The organism is Geobacter pickeringii (assembly GCF_000817955.1).
GTDB classification, from domain to species: Bacteria; Desulfobacterota; Desulfuromonadia; order Geobacterales; family Geobacteraceae; genus Geobacter; species Geobacter pickeringii.
This window is the reverse complement of the sequence record NZ_CP009788.1, coordinates 470,478-494,459: the sequence shown is the minus strand read 5'-3', so window position 1 is coordinate 494,459 and position 23,982 is coordinate 470,478. Positions and strand designations below refer to the sequence as shown.

Genomic DNA, 23,982 nt, shown 5'->3' with positions numbered 1-23,982 from the left:
TTCTTTCGTGGGCCGGATAGATTTTTCGAGAAGAAGCATAATAGCACTACCGGCGGCAGTGTCAAGATTTTTTTCGTTTTTTCGCGAGGTTCTTCAGCTACGGCGTCCGGGCGGCCTTCTCGGCGATCCCGGAAGTGCCGAAACGACGCCGGAGTTCGGCGTAGATCTCCTCGGGGGGAATGTCGTAGTAGCCGAGGAGCACCAGCGTGTGAAAGAAGAGGTCGGCGGTCTCATAGACGATCTCCTCCCGTTTCCCTCCCTTGCCGGCGATGACCACCTCGGTAGCCTCCTCGCCGAGCTTCTTGAGGATCTTGTCGATCCCCTTCTGGAGGAGTGATGCGGTATAGGAAGAATCGGCAGAGGCCCCCTTGCGCTCCTGGATCACCTGATAAACGGCCTGAAGGATGTCGTCTCGCTCACTCATAGCCTGACCGCCACCCCTTTCTCCGCGAGGTAGCGCTTGGCCTCCTCGATGGTGTATTCCTTGTAATGGAAGATGGAGGCGGCAAGACACGCCGAAGCCCCCGCCTTCACGAATCCGTCATACAGGTGCTCCAGGTTTCCAACACCGCCGGAGGCGATGACCGGGATGGAGACCGCATCGACCACGGCCCGGGTGAGGGGGATATCGTAGCCATCCTTGGTCCCGTCGCAATCCATGCTGGTGAGGAGGATCTCGCCGGCGCCGTACCCTTCCATCCGGCGGGCCCACTCGACGGCGTCGATGCCGGTCGGGTTGCGGCCTCCGTGGGTATAGACCTCCCAGCGCTCCTCCCCCGGTACCCGGCGGGCATCAATGGCCACCACGATGCATTGGGAGCCGAAACGTTCCGCCGCCTCGCGGACGAACTCGGGACGGTGGACCGCCGCCGTGTTGATGGATACCTTGTCGGCTCCGGCGTTGAGCAGGGTGCGGATATCGTCTACCGTCCGGACTCCGCCTCCGACGGTGAGCGGCATGAAGACTCGTTCGGCGGTGCGGCGCACCACGTCGATGATGATGTCCCGTGCATCGCTGGAGGCGGTGATATCGAGGAAGGTGATCTCGTCGGCCCCCTGGCGGTCGTACATTTCGGCGATCTCCACCGGGTCGCCGGCATCACGCAGTTCCAGGAACTGGACCCCCTTGACGACCCGCCCCCCCTTCACGTCGAGGCACGGGATGATCCGTTTGGTCAGCATGTTACACCCCTCCCCGCTTCGTGAGCGCCACCGCCTCGGCCAGGTTGATGGCCCCGGTGTAGACCGCCTTGCCGGTGATGGCGCCGGCGATGCCGCTCGCCTCGATGGCCATGAGGTTCTCGATGTCTTTCAGGGACGACACCCCGCCCGAGGCGATGACCGGGATCGAGATCGCCTCGGCCAGGGTCCTGGTCGCCTCGATGTTGGGCCCCTGCATCATCCCGTCCCGGGCGATGTCGGTGTAGATGATGGCGGCCACGCCGTACCCCTCGAACCGCTTTGCCAGGTCCGCCGCCGTGACGCCGGTGACCTCGGCCCACCCCTGGACCGCCACCATGCCGTTCTTGGCGTCGATGCCGACCACGATCCGTCCCGGGAAGAGGCGGCACGCCTCCTCCACCAGTTCAGGGTTGCGCTGGGCCGCGGTGCCGAGGATCACCCGGCCGATGCCAAGGGAGAGGTACGTCTCGATGGTAGCGATGTCCCGGATACCGCCGCCGAGCTGGGTCGGGATGACGATGGCTTTGACGATTGCCTCTATGGAGGCGCGGTTCTTGGGTTCGCCGGCAAAGGCGCCGTCCAGGTCGACGATGTGGAGGAGCTCGGCCCCCTGGCGCTCCCACTCCCGGGCCTGATCGGCCGGGCTGTCGCAGAAGACGGTATCCTTCTCCATGAGCCCCTGTTCGAGACGGACGCACTTTCCTTCCTTGAGGTCGATGGCAGGTATGACGATCACTTCATCTCTCCGAAGTTCTTGAGTATGGACAGACCCACCGTCTGGGACTTCTCGGGGTGGAACTGGGTGGCGACGATGTTGTCCTTCCAGACGGCGGCGCAGAACTCAACGCCGTAGGTGCAGGTAGCGGCGATCACCCCCGCGTCATCGGGCATCTCATAGTACGAGTGGACGAAATAGACGTTGACCCCGTCCTCCACCTCGGCGAAGGCCGGTGGACGGCGCTTGAGGGAAAGCTGGTTCCACCCCATGTGGGGAACCTTGAGTTCTTCCCCCCCTTCGCGCATCCCTTCGGGGAAACGGAGGACATGGCCGGGGATGACGTTCAGCCCCTGGTAGAGACCGAACTCCACGCTGTCGGTGAAGAGGAGCTGCATCCCGACGCAGATACCGAGGAACGGTCGCCCATCCTGGATCACTTTCAGGATCGGCTCCACGAACCCCCCCTGCTCCAGGTTCCGCATGCAGTCCCGGAAGGCCCCCACGCCGGGGAGGACAACCTTCTCCGCTTCCAGGACCACCTTCGGGTCGGCGGTCACCACCGCCTCGAAGCCCACCTTCTCAAACCCCTTCTGGACCGAGCGGAGGTTCCCCATGCCGTAGTCGATGATTGCGATCTTTGTCATATCAGAGCTTGCCCTTCGTCGACATGACCCCTTCTATCCGGGGGTCCACCTGGGTCGCCTGGTCCATGGCCCGGGCGAAGGCCTTGAAGCAGGCCTCGACGATGTGGTGGACGTTGTCGCCGTACATGACGTTCACGTGGATGTTGGCGCCCAGGTTGTTGACCACTGCCTGGAAGAACTCCCGCACCAGTTCCACGTCGAACTCGCCGATCTTCACCTTGGGGAGGGAGACGTGGAAAACGAGGTAGGGGCGCCCCGAGATGTCCACCGCCACGCTGGCAAGGGTCTCATCCATGGGGACGCTGGCCTGGCCATAGCGCCGGATTCCCTTCTTGTCGCCGAGAGACTCCTTGAACGCCTGTCCGAGGACGATGCCGATATCCTCCACCGTATGGTGGAAGTCGACGTCGACGTCACCCTTGGCGTCCACCTGGAGGTTGAAGAGCCCGTGGCGGGCAAAGAGGTCGAGCATGTGGTCGAGAAACGGCACTGACGTGCAGATCTTCGACTCTCCCGTGCCGTCGATCTCCAGGGAGAGCTTGATCTGGGTTTCTTTGGTGACGCGTTCGATGGTGGCTTTCCGGGACATGGAACCCTCCTCGTGGGGGTGGAAGTTAGCCAATCTCTTTCAGGGCGGCGAGGGTCGCCTCCATCTCCTCCCGCGTACCGATGGATATCCTCATGCCATGGGCCAGGAGCGGATCGGAGAAGTGACGGACCAGGATCTTGCGGGCATAGAGCCCGTCGTAGACCCGCGTGCCGTTGCGGTCGGGGGGAGCGGCAAAAACGAAGTTCCCCTGGGAGGGGATCACCTCGTAGCCGAGCTTCCGGATCTCGGCGGAAAACCACTCGCGGGTCTCGCGGATTTTCCGGGTGCAGTCGCCGAAGTACGCCTGGTCCCGCAGGGAGGCCACGCAGGCCGCCTGGGCGAGGCGATCCAGGTTGTAGTGGTCGCGGATCTTGTCCAGGGCCGCAATCACCTCCGGGCGGGCTACGGCAAAGCCGAGCCGCATCCCAGCCAGAGAATAGCTCTTGGAAAGCGTCCGGGTCACCACCACGTTCTCGTACTTGCGCACCAGGTCCAGGGCATTGCCGTCGGCAAAGTCGGCGTAAGCCTCGTCCACCGCCAGCACCCCGGCGCAGCGGGTCGCCAGCTCCTCGATGTAGGCGAGGGGGAAGGCGAAGCCCAGCGGCGAGTTGGGGGTGGTGAGGAAGAAGAGCTTTCCCTCGTAGCGGTCGGGAAAGCCAGCGACCCGGAAGTCGTCCGTGAGGCCGAAGGTCCGCACCCGCGCCCCCTGGATCTCGGCCAGGGTAGCGTAGTAGGAGTAGGAGGGGTGGATGTAGCCGATCTCCTCTCCTTCGCCGGCAAAGGCCCGGATCAGGTTATTGAGGACCTCGTCGGAACCGTTGGCCATGATGATCCACGCGGGATCGAAGCCGTAGAGCTTCCCCACGGTCTCGCGGAGTGCTTGGCTCGACGCGCTCGGATAGGTGCGCAGGAGCGCGCCGTCGCCACCCAGCTCGGCCAAGATCGCCTTCAGCACCTCGGGCGACGGCGGATAGGGATTCTCGTTGGTGTTCAGCTTGATCCACGACGCCACGTCGGGGGGCTGGTAGCCGGGGACGTAGCCTGCCATGGCGGCGATGTTCGGGCGAAGGGGAAGCATGGCGTATTCCTGTCGTTTCTCGTTATTTCAGACGGATGCTCACCGACCTGCCGTGGGCCTCCAGCCCTTCCAGTTCGGCGATCCGGACGATGTCGTTGCCGAGGCGGTTCAAGCCCCCCTCACTGAAGTAGACGATGGAGGATTTCTTCACGAAGTCGTCCACCGACAGGGGGGAGAAAAACCGGGCCGTGCCGCCGGTGGGGAGGGTATGGTTCGGGCCGGCCAGGTAATCGCCCGCCGCCTCGGGGGTGAAGTGGCCGAGGAAGATGGCACCGGCGTTTTTGATCCGCGGCAGGATGTCGAAGGGGTTCTCCACGGCCAGTTCCAGGTGCTCCGGCGCGATCCGGTTCGAAAAGGCGATGGCCTCATCGAGGCTTCCGGCCACGATGACGGCGCCGTAGGTTTCCCACGACTTACGGGCAATGGTCTCCCGGGAGAGCTCCGCCAGTTGCCGCTCCACCTCCGCCGCCACCCGCTCGCCGAAGCCGCGGTCGGTGGTGATGAGGATGGAGGAGGCGAGCTCGTCGTGCTCCGCCTGGGAGAGGAGGTCGGCGGCGATGTGGGCCGGAGTGCCGCTCCCGTCGTTGATGACGAGAATCTCCGACGGCCCGGCGATCATATCGATCCCCACCTGGCCGAAGACCAGCTTCTTGGCCGTGGCCACGTAGATGTTCCCCGGCCCGGTGATCTTGTCGACCTTGGGGACGGTTTTGGTCCCGTAGGCCAGGGCCGCCACCGCCTGGGCGCCGCCGAGCCGGAAAATCCGGTCCACGCCGGAGAGCCGTGCCGCCACCAGGACATGGGGATTGGTCTCGCCGCCAGGGGTCGGCGCCACCATAATAATCTCGCCGACCCCGGCCACCCGGGCCGGGACCGCGTTCATGATGACGCTGGAGGGGTAGCTCGCCTTGCCGCCGGGGACGTAGATCCCCACCCGCTCCAGCGGCGTCACCATCTGCCCCAGGAGGATGTCCGGCTCCGTGGTGGAGAGCCAGGTCTCCTGCTTCTGCTTCTCGTGGAAGCGGGCCACCCGCTCCACCGCCAGCTTGAGGGCCGCGACCTCCTCATCCTTGACGCGGGCAAAGGCGTACTCGATCTCATCCTCGGTCACCTGGAGGGCGGTGACGGAATCGGCCTCCAACCGGTCGAAGCGCCGGGTGTACTCCAGGAGCGCCTCGTCCCCCCGCACCCGCACAGCGGCGATGATGTCGAGGACCACCTGCTCCACCTCGCGGCCGGTCTCTTCACCCCGGGCGAGAATGGCGGCGAATTCCGCGTCGAAGTTCGCATCCCTGATATCGAGGAATTTCATACGTGCTTCTCCAGCCCTTCGATGATCTCGGTGATCCGGGGGTGTTTGGTCTTCAGGCTCGCCCGGTTGACGATGAGGCGGGTGGTGATCTCGGCGATGGTCTCCACCTCAACGAGACCGTTCTGCCGCAGGGTCTCGCCGGTGGAAACCAGGTCCACGATCCGCTCGGAGAGCCCCACCAGCGGCGCCAACTCGATGGAGCCGTAGAGTTTGATGATCTCCACCTGCACCCCCTTCCTGGCGAAGTACTTCTCGGTCACGTTGGGGTACTTGGTGGCGATCCGGATATTGCTCCAGCTGGAGGGATCGTCGTCCCGGGCAAGGCCGGCCGGCTCCGCCACCATCATCCGGCAGTAGCCGAACTTCAGGTCCAGCGGCTCGTAGAGGTCCTTCTCCTGCTCCATCAGGGTGTCCTTGCCGACGATGCCGAGATCGGCGCAGCCGTACTCCACGTAGGTGGGGACGTCGGTGGCCCGGACGATCATGTACCTCATCCGCTGCTCGCGGTTCTCGAAGATGAGCTTCCGGGTGTTGGAGAGGAGCTCGTCGCAGTTGATCCCGATCTTGCCGAAGAGGGCGACGGACTCCTCCAGGATGCGTCCCTTGGGAATGGCGATGGTGATGTAGTCGGTCATGACTCTTTTACTCTCTGGATGTCGGCGCCGAGGGCGGCCAGCTTCTTCTCGATGGAGTCGTATCCCCGGTCCAGGTGGTAGATGCGGGAGATCTCGGTGGTGTTGTCCGCGGCGAGCGCCGCCAGGATCAGCGACGCCGAGGCCCGGAGGTCCGTGGCCATGACCGGCGCGCCGGAGAGCTTCTTCACCCCCTTCACCGTGGCGGTGTTACCCTCCACGGTGATGTCGGCGCCGAAGCGCAGCAGTTCCGAGACGTGCATGAAGCGGTTCTCGAAGATGTTCTCGCTGATGACGCTCGCCCCGTCGGCCACGCACATGAGGGCCATGAACTGGGCCTGCATGTCGGTGGGAAAGCCGGGATAGGGGCGGGTCTTGATGTTGATCGCCCGGGGGCGTCGAGGCCCCTTTACCCGCACGATGTTGTCGCGGTTCGTGATCTCCACCCCGGCGTCCTGGAGCTTGAAGACGAGGGCATCCAGGTGCTCCAGCTTCATATTGTGGATCTTCACGTCGCCGCCGGTGATGGCCGCCGCCACCATGAAGGTCCCCGCCTCGATCCGGTCGGGCATGACGTCATGGGTGACCGGCGCCAGCTCATTCACGCCGGTGATCCGGATGGTGTCGGTACCGGCCCCGTCGATCTTTGCCCCCATCCTGTTCAGGATGTCGGCCAGGTCGATGATCTCCGGTTCCCGGGCGGCGTTCTCCAGGACCGTCTCCCCCTTGGCCAGGGCCGCCGCCATCATGAGTTGCTCGGTCCCCCCCACGGTGGCGATGTCGAAATTGATCCGCGCCCCTTTCAGCTTTTTCGCCTTGGCCTCCACGTAGCCGTGCTCAAGCTTGATGTCTGCCCCCAGGGCCGCGAGCCCCTTGAGATGGAGATTGATGGGTCGGGCGCCGATGGCACAGCCGCCGGGGAGCGAGACCCGCGCCCGGCCGTGGCGCGCCAGAAGGGGCCCCAGAACCAGGACCGACGCCCGCATGGTCTTCACGAGGTCGTAGGTCGCCTCCACATTGTTCACGTGGGTCGTGTCAATCTTGACGATATTGCCGTTCCCCTCCACCACGGCGCCGAGGGATTCGAGGACCTTTATGGTGGTGTTGATGTCGCGCAGGAAGGGAACGTTGCGGATTTCGTTGAGCCCGGGGGCAAGGATAGTGGAGATGAAGATGGGGAGGGCCGCGTTCTTGGAGCCACTGACGGACACGTCACCCGACAGCTTTTTCCCCCCCTTGATGATCAGCTTGTCCAATGCAGTGCCTCTGTCAATTTTGTAGGGGCGCAATTCATTGCGCCCTGGGTGTGATGAATCAAGGCGTGATGAATCACGCCCCTACGGAATCCGTCCGCCCACCACCCGGTCTATGCCGTTGGGATCCTTGGCCGTAAAGCAGTCGCCGAAGCCGGCCCGGGTGAACATCCCGAGCACCGCCTCCGCCTGGCCGATCCCCACTTCAACCATAAGCCAGCCACGGGGAGCGAGGTGTCCGGAGGCCCCGGAGACGATGAGACGGTAGAAGTCGAGCCCGTCGACACCGCCGTCCAGTGCCATCAGCGGCTCCGCATCACGGACCTCTGCCTGGAGCGTCCCGATGTCGGCGGTCGGAATGTAGGGCGGATTCGAGACAATCATGTCGAACCGCTCTCCCGTCAGCGGCTCGAAGAGCGAACCCTCCACAAGGGTAACGCGCACACCGTGCCGCTCGACGTTTCGCCGGGCAAGGGCCAGGGCCGCGGCGGAGCGGTCCACCCCCCACACGGCTGTCTCCGGCAGGCTCTTGGCAAGGGAGACGGCAATGCAGCCGCTCCCCACCCCGATATCGAGGATGCTTCCGGCAGCCGGTGCCCGCTTCAGCGCCTCCTCCACCAGGACCTCGGTATCGTGGCGGGGAATCAGCACCGCCGGGGTCACCTCGAAATCGAGCCCGAAGAACTCCTGGCTTCCGAGGATGTACTGGAGCGGCTCACGCTTGGCCCGTCGCGCAACCAGCCCCCGGATTGTCCCGAGCTCGTTCTGGTTGAGGGGCTTGTCAAAGTTGACGTAGAGTCCCACCCGATCAAGCCCCAGGGCCGTCCCGAGGAGCCACTCGGTCTCCAGCCGCGCATTTTCGATCCCCTTCTCCGCCAGGTACTCCCTGGTCCACTCCAGGACCCTGCGGATGGTCCAGACCTCGCTCACGCCGCCTCGCTCTGCGCCTTCAACGCCTCCATCTGGTAGTGGGCGCGCAGGGCATCCACGATCTCGGCAACGTCTCCCATCATGATCGCTTCGAGCCGGTAGAGGGTGAGTCCGATCCGATGGTCGGTCATCCTCCCCTGGGGGAAGTTGTAGGTGCGGATCCGCTCACTCCGATCGCCGCTCCCCACCTGCTGCTTCCGGTCGGCGGCGATCCGCGCGTTCTGCTCCTGCTGGAGACCGTCCAGAATCCTGGATTTGAGGACCTTCATGGCTTTCGCCCGGTTCTTGATCTGACTCCGCTCGTCCTGGCACTCCACCACGATGCCGGTGGGAAGGTGGGTGATCCGGACCGCCGACTCGGTCTTGTTGACGTGCTGGCCGCCGGCGCCCGAGGCCCGGTAGACGTCGATCTTGAGCTCCACAGGGTTGATGTCCACCTCGATGTCCTCGGCCTCGGGGAGGACCGCCACGGTGCAGGCGCTGGTGTGGATCCGCCCCTGGGCCTCGGTCTCCGGCACCCGCTGCACCCGGTGGGTCCCCGATTCATACTTGAGCTTGGCGAAGACCCCCTGCCCCTCGATGAGGGCCACAACCTCCTTGAAACCGCCGCGCTCCGACTCGGAGGCGGACATGACCTCCACCTTCCAGCGGTTGCGCTCGGCAAAGCGAGAGTACATCCGAAAGAGGTCGCCGGCAAAGAGGGCCGACTCGTCGCCGCCGGTCCCGGCGCGGATCTCCAGGATGACGTTCCGGTCATCATTGGGATCCTTGGGGAGGAGGAGGAGCTTGATCTCACCCTCCAGGTCCTCCTTTTGCCGCTCCAGCTCCGGCAGTTCAGCCTCGGCCATCTCCTTCATCTCGGGGTCGGCCAGGAGCTCCCGGTTCCCCTCGATCTCGTCGAGAACCTTCCGGTAGATGCGATACGCCTCCACCAGGGGGGTGAGGTCGTTATGCTCGCGGGAGAACCGGCGGAACTCCGGCTGGTTCCCGATCACCGCGGGGTCCGCCAGGAGCGCTTCCAGCTCCTGGTGGCGTACTTCCAGTTCAGCTATCTTGTCAAACATTCGGTAAATCCCTTGCGTATCGGCACGCCGGCACAGGAGACACGGGAAGAACCCGCCGCTCCCCACCCCGGCGCACTTTTATCTGTTATACGACCAGCCGGTCGTCGCGGTAGCCGCCATTGACATCCAGGGCCTCTTCCATCGACCGGATCGCCACCTCGATCTGGCTCTCGTCCGGCTCCCGGGTGGTAAGCCGCTGGAGGGCCAGCCCCGGCTTGATGATCATCCTCACGAAGGAGGACGTATCGTGTTTCGCGCTCCATTTGAGAAGCTCGTAGGAGACCCCGGCGATGACCGGCAGGAGCACCACCCGGGAGCCGGCTTTCAGATAGAAGGGCCACAGCTTCGGGATGAGCGAGAAGACCAGGATGCTCACCAGCATGACGATAAGGAGAAAACTCGTGCCGCACCGGGGGTGGAGCCGGCTGTGCCGGGCCACATTGGCCACCGTCAGCTCCTCGCCCGCCTCGAAGGCGAAGATGGTCTTGTGCTCGGCGCCGTGGTACTGGAATACCCGCTGGATATCCTTCATCCGGGAGATGGAGACGATGTAGAGGAGAAAGACCGCCACCCGGATGATACCGTCCACCAGGTTGAAGATGATGTTGGAGGTACCGATGAGCGGGATGAGGAGCTTGGTCAGATAGAGGGGGAAGACGAAGAAGAGGAGGACGCCGAAGCCGAGCGCCACCGCCATGGTCCCCCCGAGAGCCCAGGACGAGAGCTCCTCCTTCTCCTCCTCTTCGGCCATCGCCTCGTTGGCGGAGAAGTTGAGCGCCTTGAGTCCCATGATGAGGGAGGAGAAGAGCGCCACCGCCCCGCGGACGATGGGGAGCTTGACCACGGGGAAGCGCTCGGAGAGGGGGGGGACCTCCTCCCGTTTTACCGAGATATCGCCGGTTGGGCGGCGGACCGCGATCGCCATGGAGCGGGGAGCCCGCATCATCACCCCTTCGAGGACCGCCTGCCCGCCCACGTTGATCCGTTCCGCCAGAAAGAACAGCTGTACCAGTACCGACCTGAACCGCTTCATCACGCTGACATCTCCTTGAATCTCTCCCTGACCGCGACGATCCGGCCGCAGGTCATGGTGCCTTCCGGACAGGGACCGGCCAGACAACCCGGACCGGCGTCACGGAAGATGGTAGGGGCGACCGCCTTCACGAGCCGCAGCATTTCCACCGCCATGGCGCGGATCTCCCATTGGGCCCGCTCGCAGCAGCGGAGTTCGAAGAAGTGGAGCAGTTCGCGGCCGTTCATGGTAACGATGATCTTGGTTTCGGCGGCGTTGGGGAGAATATAACGGGCGTCTTCCGCCGGTATCCCTGCCGCCACCAGCGCCGCGTAGGTTTCGTGAATCGCCTTGAGCTGATCCTCGAAGCGCGCCGCAAGGTCCGGCTGCGCTGCGATGGTCGGCGGCACCACGGCGGAAAACCGCTCGACGTGGGTGACGTAACGCTGGGACTGCTGAGAGTAGGAGGCGACCCGATGCCGGACAAGCTGATGACTCGTGGCCCGCGAAATCCCCTCGATGCCGAAGGTGAAGGAGGCGTGCTCCAGCACCGACTGGTGCCCCAGCGACATGATCTTGTCGAGAAAGGCGGCGATGTCCGATTTCGAGAGTTTTTCGCGCAGCTCGTCGATGCCGACGGGCGAGTAGCAGAGCCGGGCAGCGAGGGCAACGGCGGTTTCGGGGTCGGGGGTGTGCTGGAGAAGCGTAACCTTCATGCAATCCCTTGGTGAGGCGACCGATGGTACGCCATCAGAAACAGATAAGGGGATTTCGCCATGGACAAAATCCCCCTCCACTCAATCCGCAAGGCCGAGGGCCCGATCTTACAGGCCGTATCTCTTCTTGAAGCGCTCGACGCGGCCGGCGGTGTCCATGAGTTTCTGCTTGCCGGTGAAGAACGGATGGCAGGCGGAGCAGATTTCGGTATTGATCTCGGCGCTGGTGGAGCGGCTCTGGAAGCTGTTGCCGCAGGCGCACTTGATCGTCACTTCCGTGTACTTGGGATGAATTCCCTCTTTCATATGTTCCTCCTTGCAGGGGGTCCCTGCGGTAATATGCAGTCGCTGGAAAGTTTTATAGTTAGCACCACCAGCTTATTTTTTCAAGAGTTTTTTGCCGACACTCCCCATCCGTCACTTACTCATGGAGTCGAGGAAATCCTGGTTCGATTTCGCCTCCGAGAGCTTGTCCAGGAGGAACTCCATGCTGTCGACCACGTTCATGGGGTGAAGCACCTTGCGGAGGATCCAGATCCGGTTGAGGGAGCTCTTTTCTATGAGGAGCTCCTCTTTCCGGGTCCCCGACTTGTTGATGTCGATGGCCGGGAAGGTCCGCTTCTCCACGAGCTTCCGGTCAAGATGGACCTCCATGTTGCCGGTCCCCTTGAACTCCTCGAAGATGACCTCGTCCATCTTGCTCCCGGTATCGATCAGGGCGGTGGCGATGATGGTGAGGGAGCCCCCTTCCTCGATGTTGCGGGCCGCACCGAAAAACCGCTTCGGCTTGTGAAGGGCATTGGAGTCGACCCCGCCGGAGAGGATCTTGCCGGAGGGGGGGATGACGGTGTTGTAAGCCCGGGCGAGACGGGTGATGGAATCGAGGAGGATCACGACGTCGCGCTTGTGCTCCACGAGACGCTTCGCCTTTTCGATGACCATCTCGGCCACCTGGACGTGGCGGGTGGCCGGTTCGTCAAAGGTGGAGGAAACCACCTCTCCCCTGACCGACCGCTGCATGTCGGTCACCTCTTCCGGCCGCTCATCGATGAGGAGCACGATCAGGTAGACCTCGGGATGGTTCTCGGCAATGGAGTTGGCGATGTTCTGGATCAGCATCGTCTTGCCGGTACGCGGCGGCGCCACGATGAGTCCCCGCTGCCCCTTGCCGATGGGGGAAACCAGCTCCATGACCCGCATCGGCATGTTGTCGGGGGCGGTCTCAAGCCTGATCTTCTCATCGGGATAGAGGGGGGTCAGGTTGTCGAAGAGAATCTTGTCCCGCGCCACTTCAGGGGGTTCAAAGTTAACCGTTTCCACCTTGAGCAGCGCAAAATAACGCTCCCCCTCCTTCGGCGGGCGGATCTGGCCGGAAACGGTATCGCCGGTGTGGAGGTTGAAACGGCGGATCTGGGAGGGGGAGACGTAGATATCATCGGGCCCTGGCAGATAGTTGTAGTCGGGGGCCCGGAGGAAGCCGAAGCCGTCCGGGAGACACTCCAGAACCCCCTCGCCGAAAATCATGCCGTTCTTCTCGGTCTGGGCGTTGAGGATGGCAAAGATCATGTCCTGCTTGCGCAGACTCGATGCACCCTCGATGTTGAGCCCCTTGGCGATGGCCGTAAGCTCGTTGATTTTCTTCCCTTTCAGTTCTTGAAGGTTCATCGGTTCTCCTGGTCGGAGCGCTCGAAGACAAGGCGGCAGGAAGCCGCGGCTTCTTCAAACGCACGGGGTATGGACATGTTGTTGCGGATAGTTTGTTTGTGTGAGGGGAATGAATACCCTGGAACTCTATGCTGTTGTCAAGATGACTGCTGCGGTGATGAGGTTCTTGTGTACTGGCAGTTCGGCTGAAGCGCCGGAGGTTAAACTGGAGTCGTGATTGGGGATATTCCGTTTATAACCCCCATCTCCTCGGCTTGTCAACACTAATTATCCCCCGCCTGCCGATCACGGTGACACGTTCTCCGACGGCAATTTCCGCTACTCCCCCACCGCCGTCCGCCATGACCATCACGACCGGGGATTTCACCCGCGGCGCCGGCGGATTTAGCTGTTGACACGCCGCGGCGCATGGCACTATAGTCCCATCCAACAAACAACAAAGCCTGTCGAGGAGACTTTCCGCACCTCGGGGCGACCCTTCTCGAAGAGCCCCCGCCCGACAGCACATCACGCCCGACCGAGGCAGCCACCGTGCAGAAAAAAGACAAATCCGACTACATGATTCTCGCCGTTTCCCACGCCCTCGACCTCCTCGAGCAGTTCCACGGGGAAGAGGCATCCGAACTCGGCGTCACCGAACTGGCCCGGCGGCTCAAGCTTCACAAGAACAACGTGTTTCGCCTGCTCGCCACCCTGGAGGCCCGCGGCTACGTGGAGCAGAATCGCGTGACCGGCAACTACCGCCTCGGCCTCAAGACCCTCGAAATCAGCCAGACCATGATCCGGCAGATGGCGCTGCTGCCGTACTCCAAAGCCGCCCTGGAGGAACTGGTCCGCGAATGCGACGAAACCGCCTACGTGGCGCTCCTCAAGGAAAACCTGAGCACCTATCTCTACGGCGTCGAGAGCCACGCCACGGTACGGGTCGTCTCCCGCCTCGGCTCCCGGCTCCCCGCCTACTGCACCGCCGCAGGAAAGGTCCAGCTCGCGTTTCTCCCGCCGGAGGAGCTGGAGCGGTACCTGGCCCGCACCGAACTCGCCAGCTTCACCCCCCACACCATCACCGACCAGGAGCAGCTCCGTGCCCACCTCCGGGAGGTGGCAGACCGTTCCTTCGCCGTCGACAACGAGGAACTGGAGATCGGCGTCCGGGGGGTGGCTGCCCCCATTCTCGACTATCGCACCGCCGTCGTCGGCGCCGTGATCATCTCGGGACCGGCGATCCGTTTCTCGGACGACCGGATCCGGAACGAGCTCGCCCCCCTTGCCCAAAAGACGGCCCAGGCAATATCAGTGAAGCTCGGCTACACCGCACCCTCACCCGAATAGACGAGGGGAACCCCTCACCGTCTTCCCCCCCTGAATGAGCCGGATCACCCACTCCCGCTCCGGCGGGCTCTGCCAGATGTTCAATTCGAGGGCGGTTCGCCCCAGCACCTCGTCACGCCCATAGCCGAAGGCCCGTTTGCGCCCCATTGACCTCGATGAACCGCCCCTCCGCCGCCGTCGAAATCCCGAGTATCATCGGCAAGACCTGAACACCTGCGAGAACTTCGTTTCCACGGCCGCGCGAAGCTGGTCGGTCTGCCGCTGTTCGGTCATTTCCGGGACACCCCCCATACACCTCACCGCCGTGCCACCGGGGGCGCGGAACGCGTTTGCTGTAGAAGTATACCGGTACGGCGCCAAAAGCCAAGGAACGGCTGGTGCGAAGGAGGGTAACCGGAGGGAAACGGCTATTTCGGGGCGCCGAGCCTGTGGCGGACGACGAGCTGGGCGGCCATATCGATCAGCACGACGCCTCCCACCACCGCCAGGGTAAGCATGCTGTAACGAAAATAACCGAGGCAGTTGAAGAACATGTAAAGCGCCACCACCGCCCCCAGCATCGTCCGCATCCCCCGCACCGACAGCTCCACGGTGTCGGGATCAGGGGCAAAACGGCGCATGAGGGCCGGCGCCACGTGGTAGCCGATGGAGGCATCGACGAGGATGAGAAAAAGGTTGGCGAGAAAGAGGAAAATCAGGCCGAACTCCCCATGGGCGGACGGAAGCGGAAGGCTCCCCCTACCTTGAGTTATGGTGCAGCAGCACGTCGAGCAGGAATTGGTACTCCTCAAGCTTCTGTTCGAGGATTCTCAGTTCCGCCGGGGTATAGACATCGGTACCCCGGGCGATCTCACGCTTGAGCTTGGCGATGAGCTCGAGGATGTCGTCCTTGCGCTCGGGACAGTTCTCGTAAGAGAGCAGACAGAGGTCCTTCCCCTTCGACGCGGGCTGGTGGTCCGTGGCGAGGACCGGAAGGGATGTGACGGCAAGGAGAGCGGCGACGAGAAGACGTATCGTGGCTTTCATGGAACACCTCACGGGCCGGGGCGGTCGTGCCTGATTCCATGGTACCACAAAACGGGCCGGGATCACGTCCGCCGGCCAGAGTCGCCCGGCGGCTACAGCTTGTTGATGAAGACCTCTCGCGGCTTGCTGGTCCCGTCGGAGGGACCCACGATCCCCTCCTGTTCCATCCGCTCGATGATGCGGGCGGCGCGGTTGTAACCGATCCGCAGCCGCCGCTGGACCATGGAAATGGAGGCCTGGCGCGTCTCGGCCACCAGAGCCACCGCGTCGTCATACCGCTCGTCGATGAGGTCCTCGTCGTCCCCGCCGCCGGAGCCACCGTCCTCCTTCATCTCCAGGATCGACTTGTCGTAGACCGGCTTCCCCTGCTTCTTGAGGAACTCCACCACCCGCTGCACCTCGGCGTCGGAGACGAAGGCGCCGTGGACCCGCTGCATCTTGGCGGTCCCCGGCGGGAGGAAGAGCATGTCGCCGGCCCCCAGGAGCGACTCGGCGCCGTTGGTGTCGAGGATGGTCCGGGAGTCGATCTTCGAGGAGACCTGGAAGGAGATCCGGGCCGGGAAGTTGGCCTTGATGAGGCCGGTGATGACGTCCACCGACGGCCGCTGCGTGGCAAGAATGAGATGGATCCCGGCGGCCCGGGCCATCTGGGCCAGGCGCGCGATGGACTCCTCGATCTCCCGGCCGGCCACCATCATGAGGTCGGCCAACTCGTCCACGATGACGACGATGTACGGCAGATGCCCGTGCTCCAGCTCTTCCTGCTTGGCCAGAAACTGCTGGATCGCCTCCTCGTCGTCACCAGGCTCGTCCGCCACCTCGTCCAGCACCACGGTCCCCTGGGCCTTAAGCTCCTCGGCCTCCTTCTCCTCCTTTTCGAGACACTGGTTGTAGGAGCCGATGTTCCGCACCCCCTTGTCGGCCATGAGGCGGTAGCGGCGCCCCATCTCCTCCACGGCCCATTTCAGCGCCAGGGAGGCCTTCTTGGGGTTGGTGACCACGGGGAGGAGAAGGTGCGGGATCCCTTCGTAGATGGAGAGCTCCAGCATCTTCGGGTCCACCATGATCAACCGCACGTCCTTGGGGGTGGCGGTGTAGAGGAGCGACAGGATCATGGTGTTGATGGAGACTGACTTTCCCGAGCCGGTGGCGCCGGCCACTAGGAGGTGGGGCATCTTGGCCAGGTCGGTCACCGACGGTGCGCCGGCAATGTCCTTCCCCAGGGCCAGCGGCAGCTTCATCTTGCTGCCGTGGAACTCCTCGCCGTTGAAGATCTCCTTGAGAAAGACCGTCTCCCGTTCACGGTTCGGGATCTCGATCCCCACCACCCCCTTGCCGGGGATGGGGGCCACGATCCGGATAGACATGGACTGGAGCGCCATGGAGAGGTCGTCGGAGAGGGAGGCGATGCGGCTCACCTTGATGCCGGGGCCGGGGGCGAACTCATACATGGTGATGACCGGGCCGGGACAGATCTCCACCACCTCGCCGTCGATGCCGAAATCCTTGAACTTCTTCTCCAGGAGCCGGGCGTTCATGGTGAGGATGTCCCGATCGAGGCGCTTCTCGGTGACGGGAGGGGTGTCGAGGAGCGACAGCGGCGGGGTGCGATGATCCCCTTCCGCCTTGATGAAGTCGAAGGCCTCCTGGAGAGGGGCGGTCTTGGCCTCCTCCTTCTTTTTCTCCTTCTTCTGGACCGGCGGCGGGGGAGGGATCGCCACGTGGACCGGCCTGATCTCCGGCGCCTTCTTCTTTTCGGGCTTCTCCCCCGCGTCCAGAAGCTGGCGGTTCAGCTCCTTCCGCTCGCGGTGGCGCGCCCAGCGCTCCTTCAGGTTCTCGAACCACCAGTCGGCGAAGAGGACGAAGGAGAAGCGCGACAGCACCATGGCCGAGGCGGCCAAGAGGGGGAGGACGATAAGGATGGCTCCGGTGATACCGAAGTAGGTCTTGAGGAACGACGCCGTCTTAAACCCCACGGCGCCGCCGGTGAGGACCGGCTGGCCGAGGAAGACCGTCTTCTCCAGGTTGAAGGCGAAGAGGGCCGAGAGGGAGACGAGGAGCGTCGCGAAGGCGATCCCCTTGTACGGCTTCCAGCGGAGTTCCTTGAAGCGGAGGAGCTTGTAGGAGAGGTAGAGAAGCCCGATGGGAATGGCGTAGGAGGCGAGCCCGAAGAGCTGTAGGAGCAAGTCCGACAGGTCGGCGCCGAGGCGGCCGCCGAAATTGTGGAGTTTTCCTTCGGAGGAGTAGGTGTTGAACGACTGGTCCCCTGCGCTGAACGAGACCAGTGCCACGAGGATGAAAATCCCCACCGCCCCGAGGGCCATCCCCTGGATTTCTTTCTTCAGTTTTTCTTTTTTCTCGACCTGGTCGTCCATGCCTACATGTCCAGAATCAGCGGCAGGATCACCGGCCGCCGTTCGATCGTCTTGTTGAAGAACCTTCTGAGAACCCGCCGCACTTCCTGCTTGACCTCCCCCCAGTCGGTGCGGGCCTCGATGGTCATGCCGGCCAGGGTGTCGAGGACGATCTTCTTCGTCTCGTCGAGGTACTCCTGGCTCTCGTCCTCGAAGACAAAGCCGCGGGAGACGACGTCGGGACCGTAGATCACCTCGCCGGTGTACTGATTGATGGCGATGATCACCACCACCATCCCGTCCTCCGAGAGGTGCTTGCGGTCCTTGAGGACCACCTCTCCCACGTCGCCGATCCCCTTGCCGTCGATGAAGACCCGCCCCGTCTCCACCCGGTCGGCGATGCCCCCCCGCTCGTCGCGGAACGAAATCACGTCGCCGTTGACAGCGAGGAGGCAGCGCTCCGCCGGCACCCCCACCATCTGGGCCAGCCGCGCGTGCTTTACCAGGTGGCGGTACTCGCCGTGGACCGGGATGAAGAAGCGGGGCTTCACCAGATTGAGGATCAGCTTCAGCTCCTCCTGGGAGGCGTGCCCCGAGACATGCACCTCGGAGACCTTCTCGTGGTAGACCTCGGCGCCGCGGCGGTAGAGGTGGTTGATGAGATCGGAGATGGTCTTCTCGTTGCCGGGGATGAAGCGGGAGGAGAGGATCACCGTATCCCCCTGCTCCAGCTTGATCTGCTTGTGGTCGTCCATGGCGATCCGCGCCAGGGAGCTCATCGGCTCCCCCTGGGAACCGGTGGTAATCATGCAGACCTCCTCCTTGGGGAGGCGAGGGAGCTCTTTCAGGTCGGTGAGGATGCCGTCGGGAATCCGCAGGTACCCCAGCTGCCGGGCGATGGCCACGTTGGCCACCATGGAACGGCCGTTGAGGAGCACCTTGCGGCCGCAGCGGGCCGCGGCGTCCACCGCCTGCTGGACCCGCTGGATGTTGCTGGAGAAGGCGGCAACGATGATCCTCCCCGGACAGCGGGGAAAGATCTCGTCGAACGCCTCCCCCACCACCCGCTCCGAGAGGGTGAACCCTTCCCGCTCCACGTTGGTGGAGTCGGCCATCAGCGCCAGAACCCCCTCGGTGCCATAGCGGGCGAAGGTGGCGAGATCGGTCAGCTCGCCATCCACCGGGGTGTGGTCGATCTTGAAGTCGCCGGTGTGGATCACCACCCCCTCGGGGGTGCGGATCGCCAGGGCGCAGCCGTCGACGATGGAGTGGGAGACCCGGATGAACTCCACCTCGAAGGTCCCGGCAGCGACCGTCTCCCGCGGCTTCACCACCTCCAGGTCGACGTAGCCGTCGAGATCGAACTCCTTCAGCTTCTCCCGCACGAAACCGAGGGTGAGGGCCGTGCCGTAGAGGGGGGGGGAGATCTCCTGGAGGACGAAGGGGAGCGCGCCGATGTGGTCCTCGTGACCGTGGGTGAGGAAGATCCCCCGCACCCGGTCCGCGCGTTCCCGCAGATAGGCGATGTCGGGGATGACGAAGTCGATGCCGAGCATGTGGGGCTCGGGGAACATGAGGCCGCAGTCGACGACGATGATGTCGTCGCCGTACTCGAAGAGCGCCATGTTGAGCCCGATCTCCCCCAGCCCCCCCAGGGGGATGATCCGGAGACCGGCCGGCGTGCTGATGGTATCCTGTTCGATCATCGCGTCACCTGGCCGGGGCCGTTGCGTACCCCTGCCGCTGCAGGAGCCCCGCGATCTTCAGGTCGCAGCGGGCGATCCACTTCTCCCCCGGCTGCAGGAGCCACTTGGCCGCGTAGAACGAGCTGCGCAGGGCCCGGAACGAGATCAGCGCCCGGTCAATGTCCCCTGCCCGCTCCATGAGTTCGCCGATCTCCCACAGCCGTTGGGCCGCCGCCTCCACCGTGGGGCTGCCGGGGGTGTACATGTGGATCGACGCCTCATAGCCGGCCACGGCCGCCAGGTAGTCCCGCTTCGCCAGGAAGGCCTCACCCCGCTGAAACTGGGTCCGCTGGCGCCACCAGGTGTTTGCGCCGATGAGGACGAGGGAAATGACGGCAATGACCGCCGCGTTGGCAATGATGGTTTTGGTTCGTTCGATCATCCGCTACCCGAAAAATCCCGGAACGAGCGCCAGGAGCGTACCGACAAGCGCCGCCGCCACCCCGAAAAGAAAGATGAGCGCCGCGGCGATGTCCCACGGCCGTGCAAGGCGGTGGGCGGCCGGAAGCCCGAAGAGCACCGCGGCCAGGCCGCCACCGATGAGAATGATCGCCGGCACCGTCACGTTATCCCTCCAGCCCCGACTCGATGGCGGTCCGCACCCGCTCCATGAGGTCCCCCCCCGTGAGGGCGCCCTCGCCGGACGTCGCAATCGGCGCGCCGAACCGGACCCCGATGGTCCCGCGGAAGAGCTTCACGGTGTTCCGCGGATTGACCCGCATGCTCCCGTTGATGGTGAAGGGGACCACCGGAACCCCGGCGCGCTCGGCAAGGATGAATCCCCCCTTCTTGAACGGCAGGAGGGAACCGTCGGCGGTACGGGTCCCCTCAGGAAAGACGATGACGCTTGCCCCGGCCCTGATCCGCTTCGCCGCCGCATCGAGGCTGCGCAGGGCCTTGCGGCCGTCGCTGCGGTCGATGGGGATGTAGCCGGCGCGCCGCATGGCGGGACCGAAGAGGGGAATGCGGAAGAGCTCCTCCTTCGCCAGCCAGGAAAAGCGGCGGGGAATGGCGCGGGAGAGGACGAGGATATCGAAGTTCCCCTGGTGGTTCCCCATGAAGATGACCGACTGGCCGGCCGGCACGTTTTCCGTCCCGACGACCTCCAGACGCACGCCGGCCATCATGAGGCCGACGCGGCTCCAGAAGAGGGCGCAGCGATGGGCGAAGGCCCCGCTGGAATCCACAAGGCTGCCGACCACGGCAAACAGGCTGCACACACCGGTGAGCGGCACAAAAAACATCAAATAAATCAACCCATTAAGCATGCTAAGCTCCGGTTACAAATCCGATTTACCTTACTGTTTTTTCCCGGGCGAGTCAAACCAAATATCGCTTGCCAGAAGGGGCTGAATCCTCTACACTGCAGCGGTTTTCGGTATACCACATCACCCTGGAAAGGAGCCCCCCATGGCCAGCCTCAATAAAGTCATGCTGATCGGCAACCTCGGCAAAGACCCCGAAGTCCGCTACACCCCCGCGGGCACCGCGGTGGCCAGCTTCTCCCTCGCCACGAGCGAGAAGTTCAAGAACAAGAACGGCGAGTGGGAGGAACGGACCGAGTGGCACAACGTGGTCCTCTGGGGACGCCAGGCAGAAGTGGCCGGCGAGTACCTCTCGAAGGGGAAAACGGTCTACATCGAGGGACGGCTCCAGACCCGCAAATGGCAGGACAAGGATGGCCGCGACCGGTGGAGCACCGAGGTCGTCGGCGAGAAGATGCAGATGCTCAGCGCCCGCGGCGAAGGGGGCGGACGCCCCGCCGGCCGTGGCGGAGATGCCGGTTTCAGCGGCGGCCCCGGTTTTGACGAGCCCGCCTTCAACCCGGACGACGACATCCCCTTCTAGAGACCCGAGAATCTGCCGGGAGTGAGACAAAAGAGCCGTACGGACAGCACCGTGCGGCTCTTTTTGCGTCTCCCCCCTTCCGCCTTTCCGGCACCGTTATCAGGGGAGCCAGCTTACGCTCTTGAGCGGCTCTCCGTCCCTGTAGTAGAGGGATGGGGCAAGCAGCACGAAGAAGATGTGGACGTTGCGGTAATCGAAATGACTGAGCAGCGCATGGAGAGTGGCCGCGATGGCGTCATGCTTCTCCTGCGGTCGCGGGAACATGAAGATCTCCACCGAGCGGGGCGTCTCCGTAATGCGGGTGACGCTGAGCGCCTCGACCTTCACCACCTCCTGCGGCACGGCGGCCACGCGGGAAAACTCCTCCACAAGCAGCGTAAGCCGCTCTCGCAAAAACCCTTCGTCGAATCCCTTGAACCTCAGATACGGCATGGCGTTCTCCGGCTTTTCCAGCCCAGGGGGCGACCGTCGACAGAAACGGCCGGGTCGCACGCGGTGCCGGCAGCCTCGCCGTCGGAAGGATGGCTGCCAGGCCCCCCCACCCCAAAGAGGGTCATGGCGGCGCTTTCGAGCGCCGTGGCGACGTTCCGCGGCCAGGCGGTGGAATCGGATCCGGGAGCGAGCGTCTCCCGGACAAGCCTGGCAGCCGCCGGCGCTCCGTCTTCCCGGGCCGCCCGCAGCCGCTCGATGCACGTGCCGATGGCCAACGCTGCCAGCCCCCCCTCCACCAGGGGGAGGTGCCCGACATCATACCGGGTGGCCAGGGAGACCATCCGGAGCACCCGGTGGTGCATCCGGGCCCGCAGCCGCTCCACCGTCGCGGGGGAAGCCATGGTCAGGAGTTCGATATCCCGGGCAATGGCGACAAGGAGCGAGCGGAGACGGATCGCGGGGTCGATCGGCACCAGATAGCGGTAGGAGAGCCAGGCGCTCCCCACCCCCATCAGCATGGCGACCGCACCAAGGGCGAGGTCGGCGGGAACGACGGCCACCGGCACTCCCGGCTGCGTGACGAAGATGAAGAAGAGCGTGGCGTCAGTGGCGGCGATGGCCGTGCGCCGCTGCTGCATGGCGAAGACACCGAGCACGATGAAGGGGGCGATGACGGCGCCCGTCACGAACGGATCGGTCACCCCCGGAAGGAGCTCGATCCGGCAGAAGACGGCGGCGGCCGAGCCGACGGCGGCGCCGCAGAAGATCTGTCCGACAAAGCTGGCGGGGTGCTCCTTGGTGGAAAAGATGCTGAGCATGATCGACATGGCCATCAGCATCAGCGGCCCCTTTGTCCAGCCGGAGAGCGCCCAGGTTCCCCCCACGGCGGCAATGGCGAGGGCCGCGCGGACCGCCGCCCGGCGCGCCTCCTGCCAGTCCCGGTGGCGGACGAAGCGGTTCGCCGGCTCCTTCTCGGGGGAATCGGCCGCGGGTTCATAATCCGCCAGGACGAGGTGTATCGCGGCAACGATCTCGGTCAGCGTCCCCCCCAGGAGTGGTAAATGTTCCCTCGTCTCGGCCGCTGCCGCAGCCATCTCGGCGGTACAGTTCGCCGTTCCGGGGTGCCCCAGGACCACGGCAATCTCGTCGAGATGGCCGGCAAGGATCTCCCGCCAGTATCCGTGGCGACGGTCGTGGCCGTCGTGCCGGGCCAGCAGCTCCCCGGCCAGCCGGCCGACAGCCAGCAGCGAGAGGAGCGAGGCGATGAGGCTTTTTATATGGCGCCTCTGCCTCCTGAACCGACGCGATCCCGCACCGGCCGCACCCAGCAGGGCTTCGACCTCCGCGATCTCCATCAGGATCTCCCGTTCCTGCCGAACCCCCTTTTCTCCCCGCCCCTGGCGCAGCAGCAGTGCCAGCCACTCCACCGCGTCCCCCACCACCCGACGCAGCCGGTTCCGGAGATCATCTCCGCACTGGCGGGGGGTAAAGAGCGCCGTCACCGTCGTGGAGATGACGATGCCGACGATGATGCAGGCAACCCGGCCGAAGGCGATATCGACCAGATGGGACGGATTCTGATAACCGCTCATGGTGATGATGGTGCAGGTGCAGGCCGCCATCATGGCAGCATAGGAACGGAGACCGTCCAGGAGGTTCCCGATGCCGACGCAGGCGGCAAGCCAGAGGGAGAGTGCGATGGTGAGCAGGAGGGGCGACCGGGTGGAGAGGAGGAGCAGCAGCCCCGCGCCGGAGCCGATGGCGGTACCGACCAGGCGGTAAAAACTCTTCTCGAACAGCAGGTCGCGCGTGGGCTGGATCACGATGATCGCCGTCATCGCCGCCCAGTAGGGGTTTTCGAGTTTCAGGAGAGTGGCGGCCGCCAGGGCGGCAAGGGCGGCGCCGCCGCCGCGGAGGGCGCGGACTATCTGTGGCGCCTGATGGGCGGCGAATTGCCGGAGCGCGGGCCCCATCACCGCCGGCACCGCCGACGGGCGTCCCGTACCGTGGTTTCGAGGCGCAGGATGAATTCCGACACCTGGGCGATCTCTCCGTCGCTGAACGGGCTGAGCAGCTCGTTTTCGAGGGTGACCACCGTCTCCTTGATCCGCTCGACGATGGCGCACCCCGCGGGGGTCAGACGGAGCAGTTTCGCCCGGCGGTCCCGGGCATCTTCCGACCGCTCCATCAGCCCCTTGGCGACCAGGGTGTCGAGGAGACGGACCAGGGAAGGTCCCTCGATACCGACGGACGCCGCCAGATCCTTCTGGCGGGTCCCATCCCCCAGCAGATTGAGGTGCAGCAGGGGACGCCAGGTGGCATCCGTCAGGCCGGCGGCCTGGAACTCGGCGTCCAGCACCTGGCGCCAGTGACGGGTCAGGAGCCCCAGACGGTAGAGGAGATTGCCACGGCTGATTGCATCATCAAATTTGTTCATGCAATATAAATAGCAT

The 23,982-nt window shown here is 64.2% G+C and carries 28 protein-coding genes; 2 read left to right on the top strand and 26 right to left on the bottom strand.

The window, feature by feature from the left end; genetic code table 11:
* Positions 1-97: 97 nt before the first annotated feature.
* From GPICK_RS02245 to rho, 15 genes are all read right to left on the bottom strand, one after another.
* Positions 98-424, bottom strand: a complete 327-nt coding sequence (locus GPICK_RS02245) for a phosphoribosyl-ATP diphosphatase (RefSeq protein WP_039740155.1) — start codon at positions 422-424, stop codon at positions 98-100.
* On the bottom strand, positions 421-1,182 hold the full coding sequence (gene hisF / locus GPICK_RS02240; protein ID WP_039740153.1) for an imidazole glycerol phosphate synthase subunit HisF: 762 nt from the start codon (positions 1,180-1,182) through the stop codon (positions 421-423). The genes GPICK_RS02245 and hisF overlap by 4 nt, the downstream gene beginning before the upstream one ends.
* 1 nt (position 1,183) lies before the next feature.
* Entirely contained in the window at positions 1,184-1,918 is a 735-nt protein-coding gene (gene hisA, locus GPICK_RS02235) for a 1-(5-phosphoribosyl)-5-[(5-phosphoribosylamino)methylideneamino]imidazole-4-carboxamide isomerase (protein WP_039740151.1), read from the bottom strand.
* Positions 1,915-2,544 carry an imidazole glycerol phosphate synthase subunit HisH gene (gene hisH, locus GPICK_RS02230; protein WP_039740149.1) on the bottom strand — a complete coding sequence of 210 codons (630 nt, stop codon included), beginning with the start codon at positions 2,542-2,544 and terminating at the stop codon, positions 1,915-1,917. The genes hisA and hisH overlap by 4 nt, the downstream gene beginning before the upstream one ends.
* A 1-nt stretch (position 2,545) precedes the next feature.
* Positions 2,546-3,133: an imidazoleglycerol-phosphate dehydratase HisB gene (gene hisB, locus GPICK_RS02225; RefSeq protein ID WP_039740147.1), complete on the bottom strand. Its 588-nt coding sequence runs from the start codon at positions 3,131-3,133 to the stop codon at positions 2,546-2,548.
* A 25-nt stretch (positions 3,134-3,158) separates the two neighbouring features.
* The gene (gene hisC, locus GPICK_RS02220; protein WP_039740146.1) at positions 3,159-4,211 is read right to left on the bottom strand and encodes a histidinol-phosphate transaminase; all 1,053 of its coding nucleotides are present in this window, start codon (positions 4,209-4,211) and stop codon (positions 3,159-3,161) included.
* Between the two features lie 22 nt (positions 4,212-4,233).
* On the bottom strand, positions 4,234-5,523 hold the full coding sequence (gene hisD / locus GPICK_RS02215; protein WP_039740144.1) for a histidinol dehydrogenase: 1,290 nt from the start codon (positions 5,521-5,523) through the stop codon (positions 4,234-4,236).
* On the bottom strand, positions 5,520-6,158 hold the full coding sequence (gene hisG / locus GPICK_RS02210) for an ATP phosphoribosyltransferase (protein WP_039740143.1): 639 nt from the start codon (positions 6,156-6,158) through the stop codon (positions 5,520-5,522). Before hisG ends, hisD begins: the two co-directional genes overlap by 4 nt.
* Positions 6,155-7,411: a UDP-N-acetylglucosamine 1-carboxyvinyltransferase gene (murA, locus tag GPICK_RS02205; RefSeq protein ID WP_039740141.1), complete on the bottom strand. Its 1,257-nt coding sequence runs from the start codon at positions 7,409-7,411 to the stop codon at positions 6,155-6,157. Before murA ends, hisG begins: the two co-directional genes overlap by 4 nt.
* Before the next feature lie 81 nt (positions 7,412-7,492).
* Positions 7,493-8,338, bottom strand: coding sequence for a peptide chain release factor N(5)-glutamine methyltransferase (gene prmC / locus GPICK_RS02200; RefSeq protein ID WP_039740140.1), 846 nt, complete (start codon positions 8,336-8,338; stop codon positions 7,493-7,495).
* Positions 8,335-9,402, bottom strand: coding sequence for a peptide chain release factor 1 (gene prfA / locus GPICK_RS02195; protein ID WP_039740137.1), 1,068 nt, complete (start codon positions 9,400-9,402; stop codon positions 8,335-8,337). The genes prmC and prfA overlap by 4 nt, the downstream gene beginning before the upstream one ends.
* Positions 9,403-9,487: 85 nt before the next feature.
* Entirely contained in the window at positions 9,488-10,435 is a 948-nt protein-coding gene (locus GPICK_RS02190) for a DUF1385 domain-containing protein (RefSeq protein WP_179944512.1), read from the bottom strand.
* Complete coding sequence (gene thyX, locus GPICK_RS02185; protein ID WP_039740133.1) at positions 10,435-11,130, bottom strand: FAD-dependent thymidylate synthase; 696 nt, start codon at positions 11,128-11,130, stop codon at positions 10,435-10,437. Before thyX ends, GPICK_RS02190 begins: the two co-directional genes overlap by 1 nt.
* Before the next feature lie 108 nt (positions 11,131-11,238).
* Positions 11,239-11,436: a 50S ribosomal protein L31 gene (gene rpmE / locus GPICK_RS02180; protein ID WP_039740131.1), complete on the bottom strand. Its 198-nt coding sequence runs from the start codon at positions 11,434-11,436 to the stop codon at positions 11,239-11,241.
* Positions 11,437-11,547: 111 nt separating this feature from the next.
* Positions 11,548-12,795 carry a transcription termination factor Rho gene (gene rho, locus GPICK_RS02175; protein WP_039740129.1) on the bottom strand — a complete coding sequence of 416 codons (1,248 nt, stop codon included), beginning with the start codon at positions 12,793-12,795 and terminating at the stop codon, positions 11,548-11,550.
* 531 nt (positions 12,796-13,326) lie between these two features.
* Between rho and GPICK_RS02170 the strand changes: the two genes are divergently transcribed.
* The gene (locus tag GPICK_RS02170) at positions 13,327-14,124 is read left to right on the top strand and encodes an IclR family transcriptional regulator (RefSeq protein WP_039740127.1); all 798 of its coding nucleotides are present in this window, start codon (positions 13,327-13,329) and stop codon (positions 14,122-14,124) included.
* Here the strand turns inward: GPICK_RS02170 and GPICK_RS17480 are convergent.
* The 8 genes from GPICK_RS17480 to GPICK_RS02135 all read right to left on the bottom strand — a co-directional run bounded on the left by GPICK_RS17480 (position 14,113) and on the right by GPICK_RS02135 (position 20,517).
* The gene (locus GPICK_RS17480) at positions 14,113-14,271 is read right to left on the bottom strand and encodes a hypothetical protein (RefSeq protein WP_158414153.1); all 159 of its coding nucleotides are present in this window, start codon (positions 14,269-14,271) and stop codon (positions 14,113-14,115) included. The genes GPICK_RS02170 and GPICK_RS17480 overlap by 12 nt on opposite strands.
* Before the next feature lie 260 nt (positions 14,272-14,531).
* Complete coding sequence (locus GPICK_RS02165; protein ID WP_236685620.1) at positions 14,532-14,915, bottom strand: hypothetical protein; 384 nt, start codon at positions 14,913-14,915, stop codon at positions 14,532-14,534.
* On the bottom strand, positions 14,863-15,150 hold the full coding sequence (locus tag GPICK_RS02160; RefSeq protein ID WP_039740125.1) for a hypothetical protein: 288 nt from the start codon (positions 15,148-15,150) through the stop codon (positions 14,863-14,865). Before GPICK_RS02160 ends, GPICK_RS02165 begins: the two co-directional genes overlap by 53 nt.
* Positions 15,151-15,242: 92 nt before the next feature.
* Positions 15,243-17,525 carry a DNA translocase FtsK gene (locus tag GPICK_RS02155; protein ID WP_039740123.1) on the bottom strand — a complete coding sequence of 761 codons (2,283 nt, stop codon included), beginning with the start codon at positions 17,523-17,525 and terminating at the stop codon, positions 15,243-15,245.
* A 2-nt stretch (positions 17,526-17,527) separates the two neighbouring features.
* A complete protein-coding gene (locus GPICK_RS02150) occupies positions 17,528-19,210 on the bottom strand; it encodes a ribonuclease J (protein ID WP_039740121.1) in 1,683 nt (560 codons plus the stop codon).
* Positions 19,211-19,214: 4 nt separating this feature from the next.
* Complete coding sequence (locus GPICK_RS02145; RefSeq protein ID WP_039740119.1) at positions 19,215-19,631, bottom strand: tetratricopeptide repeat protein; 417 nt, start codon at positions 19,629-19,631, stop codon at positions 19,215-19,217.
* Positions 19,632-19,634: 3 nt separating this feature from the next.
* On the bottom strand, positions 19,635-19,814 hold the full coding sequence (locus GPICK_RS02140; RefSeq protein WP_039740117.1) for a hypothetical protein: 180 nt from the start codon (positions 19,812-19,814) through the stop codon (positions 19,635-19,637).
* Between the two features lies 1 nt (position 19,815).
* A complete protein-coding gene (locus GPICK_RS02135) occupies positions 19,816-20,517 on the bottom strand; it encodes a lysophospholipid acyltransferase family protein (RefSeq protein ID WP_039740115.1) in 702 nt (233 codons plus the stop codon).
* 142 nt (positions 20,518-20,659) lie between these two features.
* Here GPICK_RS02135 and GPICK_RS02130 point away from each other — a divergent pair, with 142 nt between their 5' ends.
* Positions 20,660-21,097 (top strand): single-stranded DNA-binding protein, encoded by a 438-nt coding sequence (locus GPICK_RS02130; protein WP_039740113.1) that lies wholly within the window; start codon positions 20,660-20,662, stop codon positions 21,095-21,097.
* 99 nt (positions 21,098-21,196) lie between these two features.
* Here GPICK_RS02130 and GPICK_RS02125 read toward each other — a convergent pair whose 3' ends face one another.
* Genes GPICK_RS02125 through GPICK_RS02115 form a run of 3 tightly spaced genes read right to left on the bottom strand, consistent with a single transcriptional unit; the run spans position 21,197 to position 23,966 of the window.
* A complete protein-coding gene (locus tag GPICK_RS02125; RefSeq protein WP_039740111.1) occupies positions 21,197-21,529 on the bottom strand; it encodes a DUF1904 family protein in 333 nt (110 codons plus the stop codon).
* Positions 21,517-23,502 carry an FUSC family protein gene (locus GPICK_RS02120; protein WP_052263245.1) on the bottom strand — a complete coding sequence of 662 codons (1,986 nt, stop codon included), beginning with the start codon at positions 23,500-23,502 and terminating at the stop codon, positions 21,517-21,519. Before GPICK_RS02120 ends, GPICK_RS02125 begins: the two co-directional genes overlap by 13 nt.
* Entirely contained in the window at positions 23,502-23,966 is a 465-nt protein-coding gene (locus tag GPICK_RS02115) for a MarR family winged helix-turn-helix transcriptional regulator (protein WP_039740109.1), read from the bottom strand. The genes GPICK_RS02120 and GPICK_RS02115 overlap by 1 nt, the downstream gene beginning before the upstream one ends.
* Between the last annotated feature and the right edge of the window lie 16 nt (positions 23,967-23,982).

Excerpts from the sequence above, each read along its gene's own strand:
- GPICK_RS02150 (WP_039740121.1), bottom strand. The coding sequence starts at position 19,210 with ATGATCGAACAGGATACCATCAGCACGCCGGCCGGTCTCCGGATCATC.
- hisD (WP_039740144.1), bottom strand. The coding sequence starts at position 5,523 with ATGAAATTCCTCGATATCAGGGATGCGAACTTCGACGCGGAATTCGCC.
- thyX (WP_039740133.1), bottom strand. The coding sequence starts at position 11,130 with ATGAAGGTTACGCTTCTCCAGCACACCCCCGACCCCGAAACCGCCGTT.
- GPICK_RS02115 (WP_039740109.1), bottom strand. The coding sequence starts at position 23,966 with ATGAACAAATTTGATGATGCAATCAGCCGTGGCAATCTCCTCTACCGT.
- GPICK_RS02245 (WP_039740155.1), bottom strand. The coding sequence starts at position 424 with ATGAGTGAGCGAGACGACATCCTTCAGGCCGTTTATCAGGTGATCCAG.
- GPICK_RS17480 (WP_158414153.1), bottom strand. The coding sequence starts at position 14,271 with ATGGGGCGCAAACGGGCCTTCGGCTATGGGCGTGACGAGGTGCTGGGG.
- hisC (WP_039740146.1), bottom strand. The coding sequence starts at position 4,211 with ATGCTTCCCCTTCGCCCGAACATCGCCGCCATGGCAGGCTACGTCCCC.
- GPICK_RS02130 (WP_039740113.1), top strand. The coding sequence starts at position 20,660 with ATGGCCAGCCTCAATAAAGTCATGCTGATCGGCAACCTCGGCAAAGAC.
- GPICK_RS02120 (WP_052263245.1), bottom strand. The coding sequence starts at position 23,502 with ATGGGGCCCGCGCTCCGGCAATTCGCCGCCCATCAGGCGCCACAGATA.
- GPICK_RS02190 (WP_179944512.1), bottom strand. The coding sequence starts at position 10,435 with ATGAAGCGGTTCAGGTCGGTACTGGTACAGCTGTTCTTTCTGGCGGAA.
- rpmE (WP_039740131.1), bottom strand. The coding sequence starts at position 11,436 with ATGAAAGAGGGAATTCATCCCAAGTACACGGAAGTGACGATCAAGTGC.
- GPICK_RS02160 (WP_039740125.1), bottom strand. The coding sequence starts at position 15,150 with ATGAAAGCCACGATACGTCTTCTCGTCGCCGCTCTCCTTGCCGTCACA.
- hisB (WP_039740147.1), bottom strand. The coding sequence starts at position 3,133 with ATGTCCCGGAAAGCCACCATCGAACGCGTCACCAAAGAAACCCAGATC.
- GPICK_RS02125 (WP_039740111.1), bottom strand. The coding sequence starts at position 21,529 with ATGCCGTATCTGAGGTTCAAGGGATTCGACGAAGGGTTTTTGCGAGAG.
- rho (WP_039740129.1), bottom strand. The coding sequence starts at position 12,795 with ATGAACCTTCAAGAACTGAAAGGGAAGAAAATCAACGAGCTTACGGCC.
- prfA (WP_039740137.1), bottom strand. The coding sequence starts at position 9,402 with ATGTTTGACAAGATAGCTGAACTGGAAGTACGCCACCAGGAGCTGGAA.
- GPICK_RS02145 (WP_039740119.1), bottom strand. The coding sequence starts at position 19,631 with ATGATCGAACGAACCAAAACCATCATTGCCAACGCGGCGGTCATTGCC.
- GPICK_RS02135 (WP_039740115.1), bottom strand. The coding sequence starts at position 20,517 with ATGCTTAATGGGTTGATTTATTTGATGTTTTTTGTGCCGCTCACCGGT.
- GPICK_RS02155 (WP_039740123.1), bottom strand. The coding sequence starts at position 17,525 with ATGGACGACCAGGTCGAGAAAAAAGAAAAACTGAAGAAAGAAATCCAG.
- hisG (WP_039740143.1), bottom strand. The coding sequence starts at position 6,158 with ATGACCGACTACATCACCATCGCCATTCCCAAGGGACGCATCCTGGAG.
- hisF (WP_039740153.1), bottom strand. The coding sequence starts at position 1,182 with ATGCTGACCAAACGGATCATCCCGTGCCTCGACGTGAAGGGGGGGCGG.
- hisH (WP_039740149.1), bottom strand. The coding sequence starts at position 2,544 with ATGACAAAGATCGCAATCATCGACTACGGCATGGGGAACCTCCGCTCG.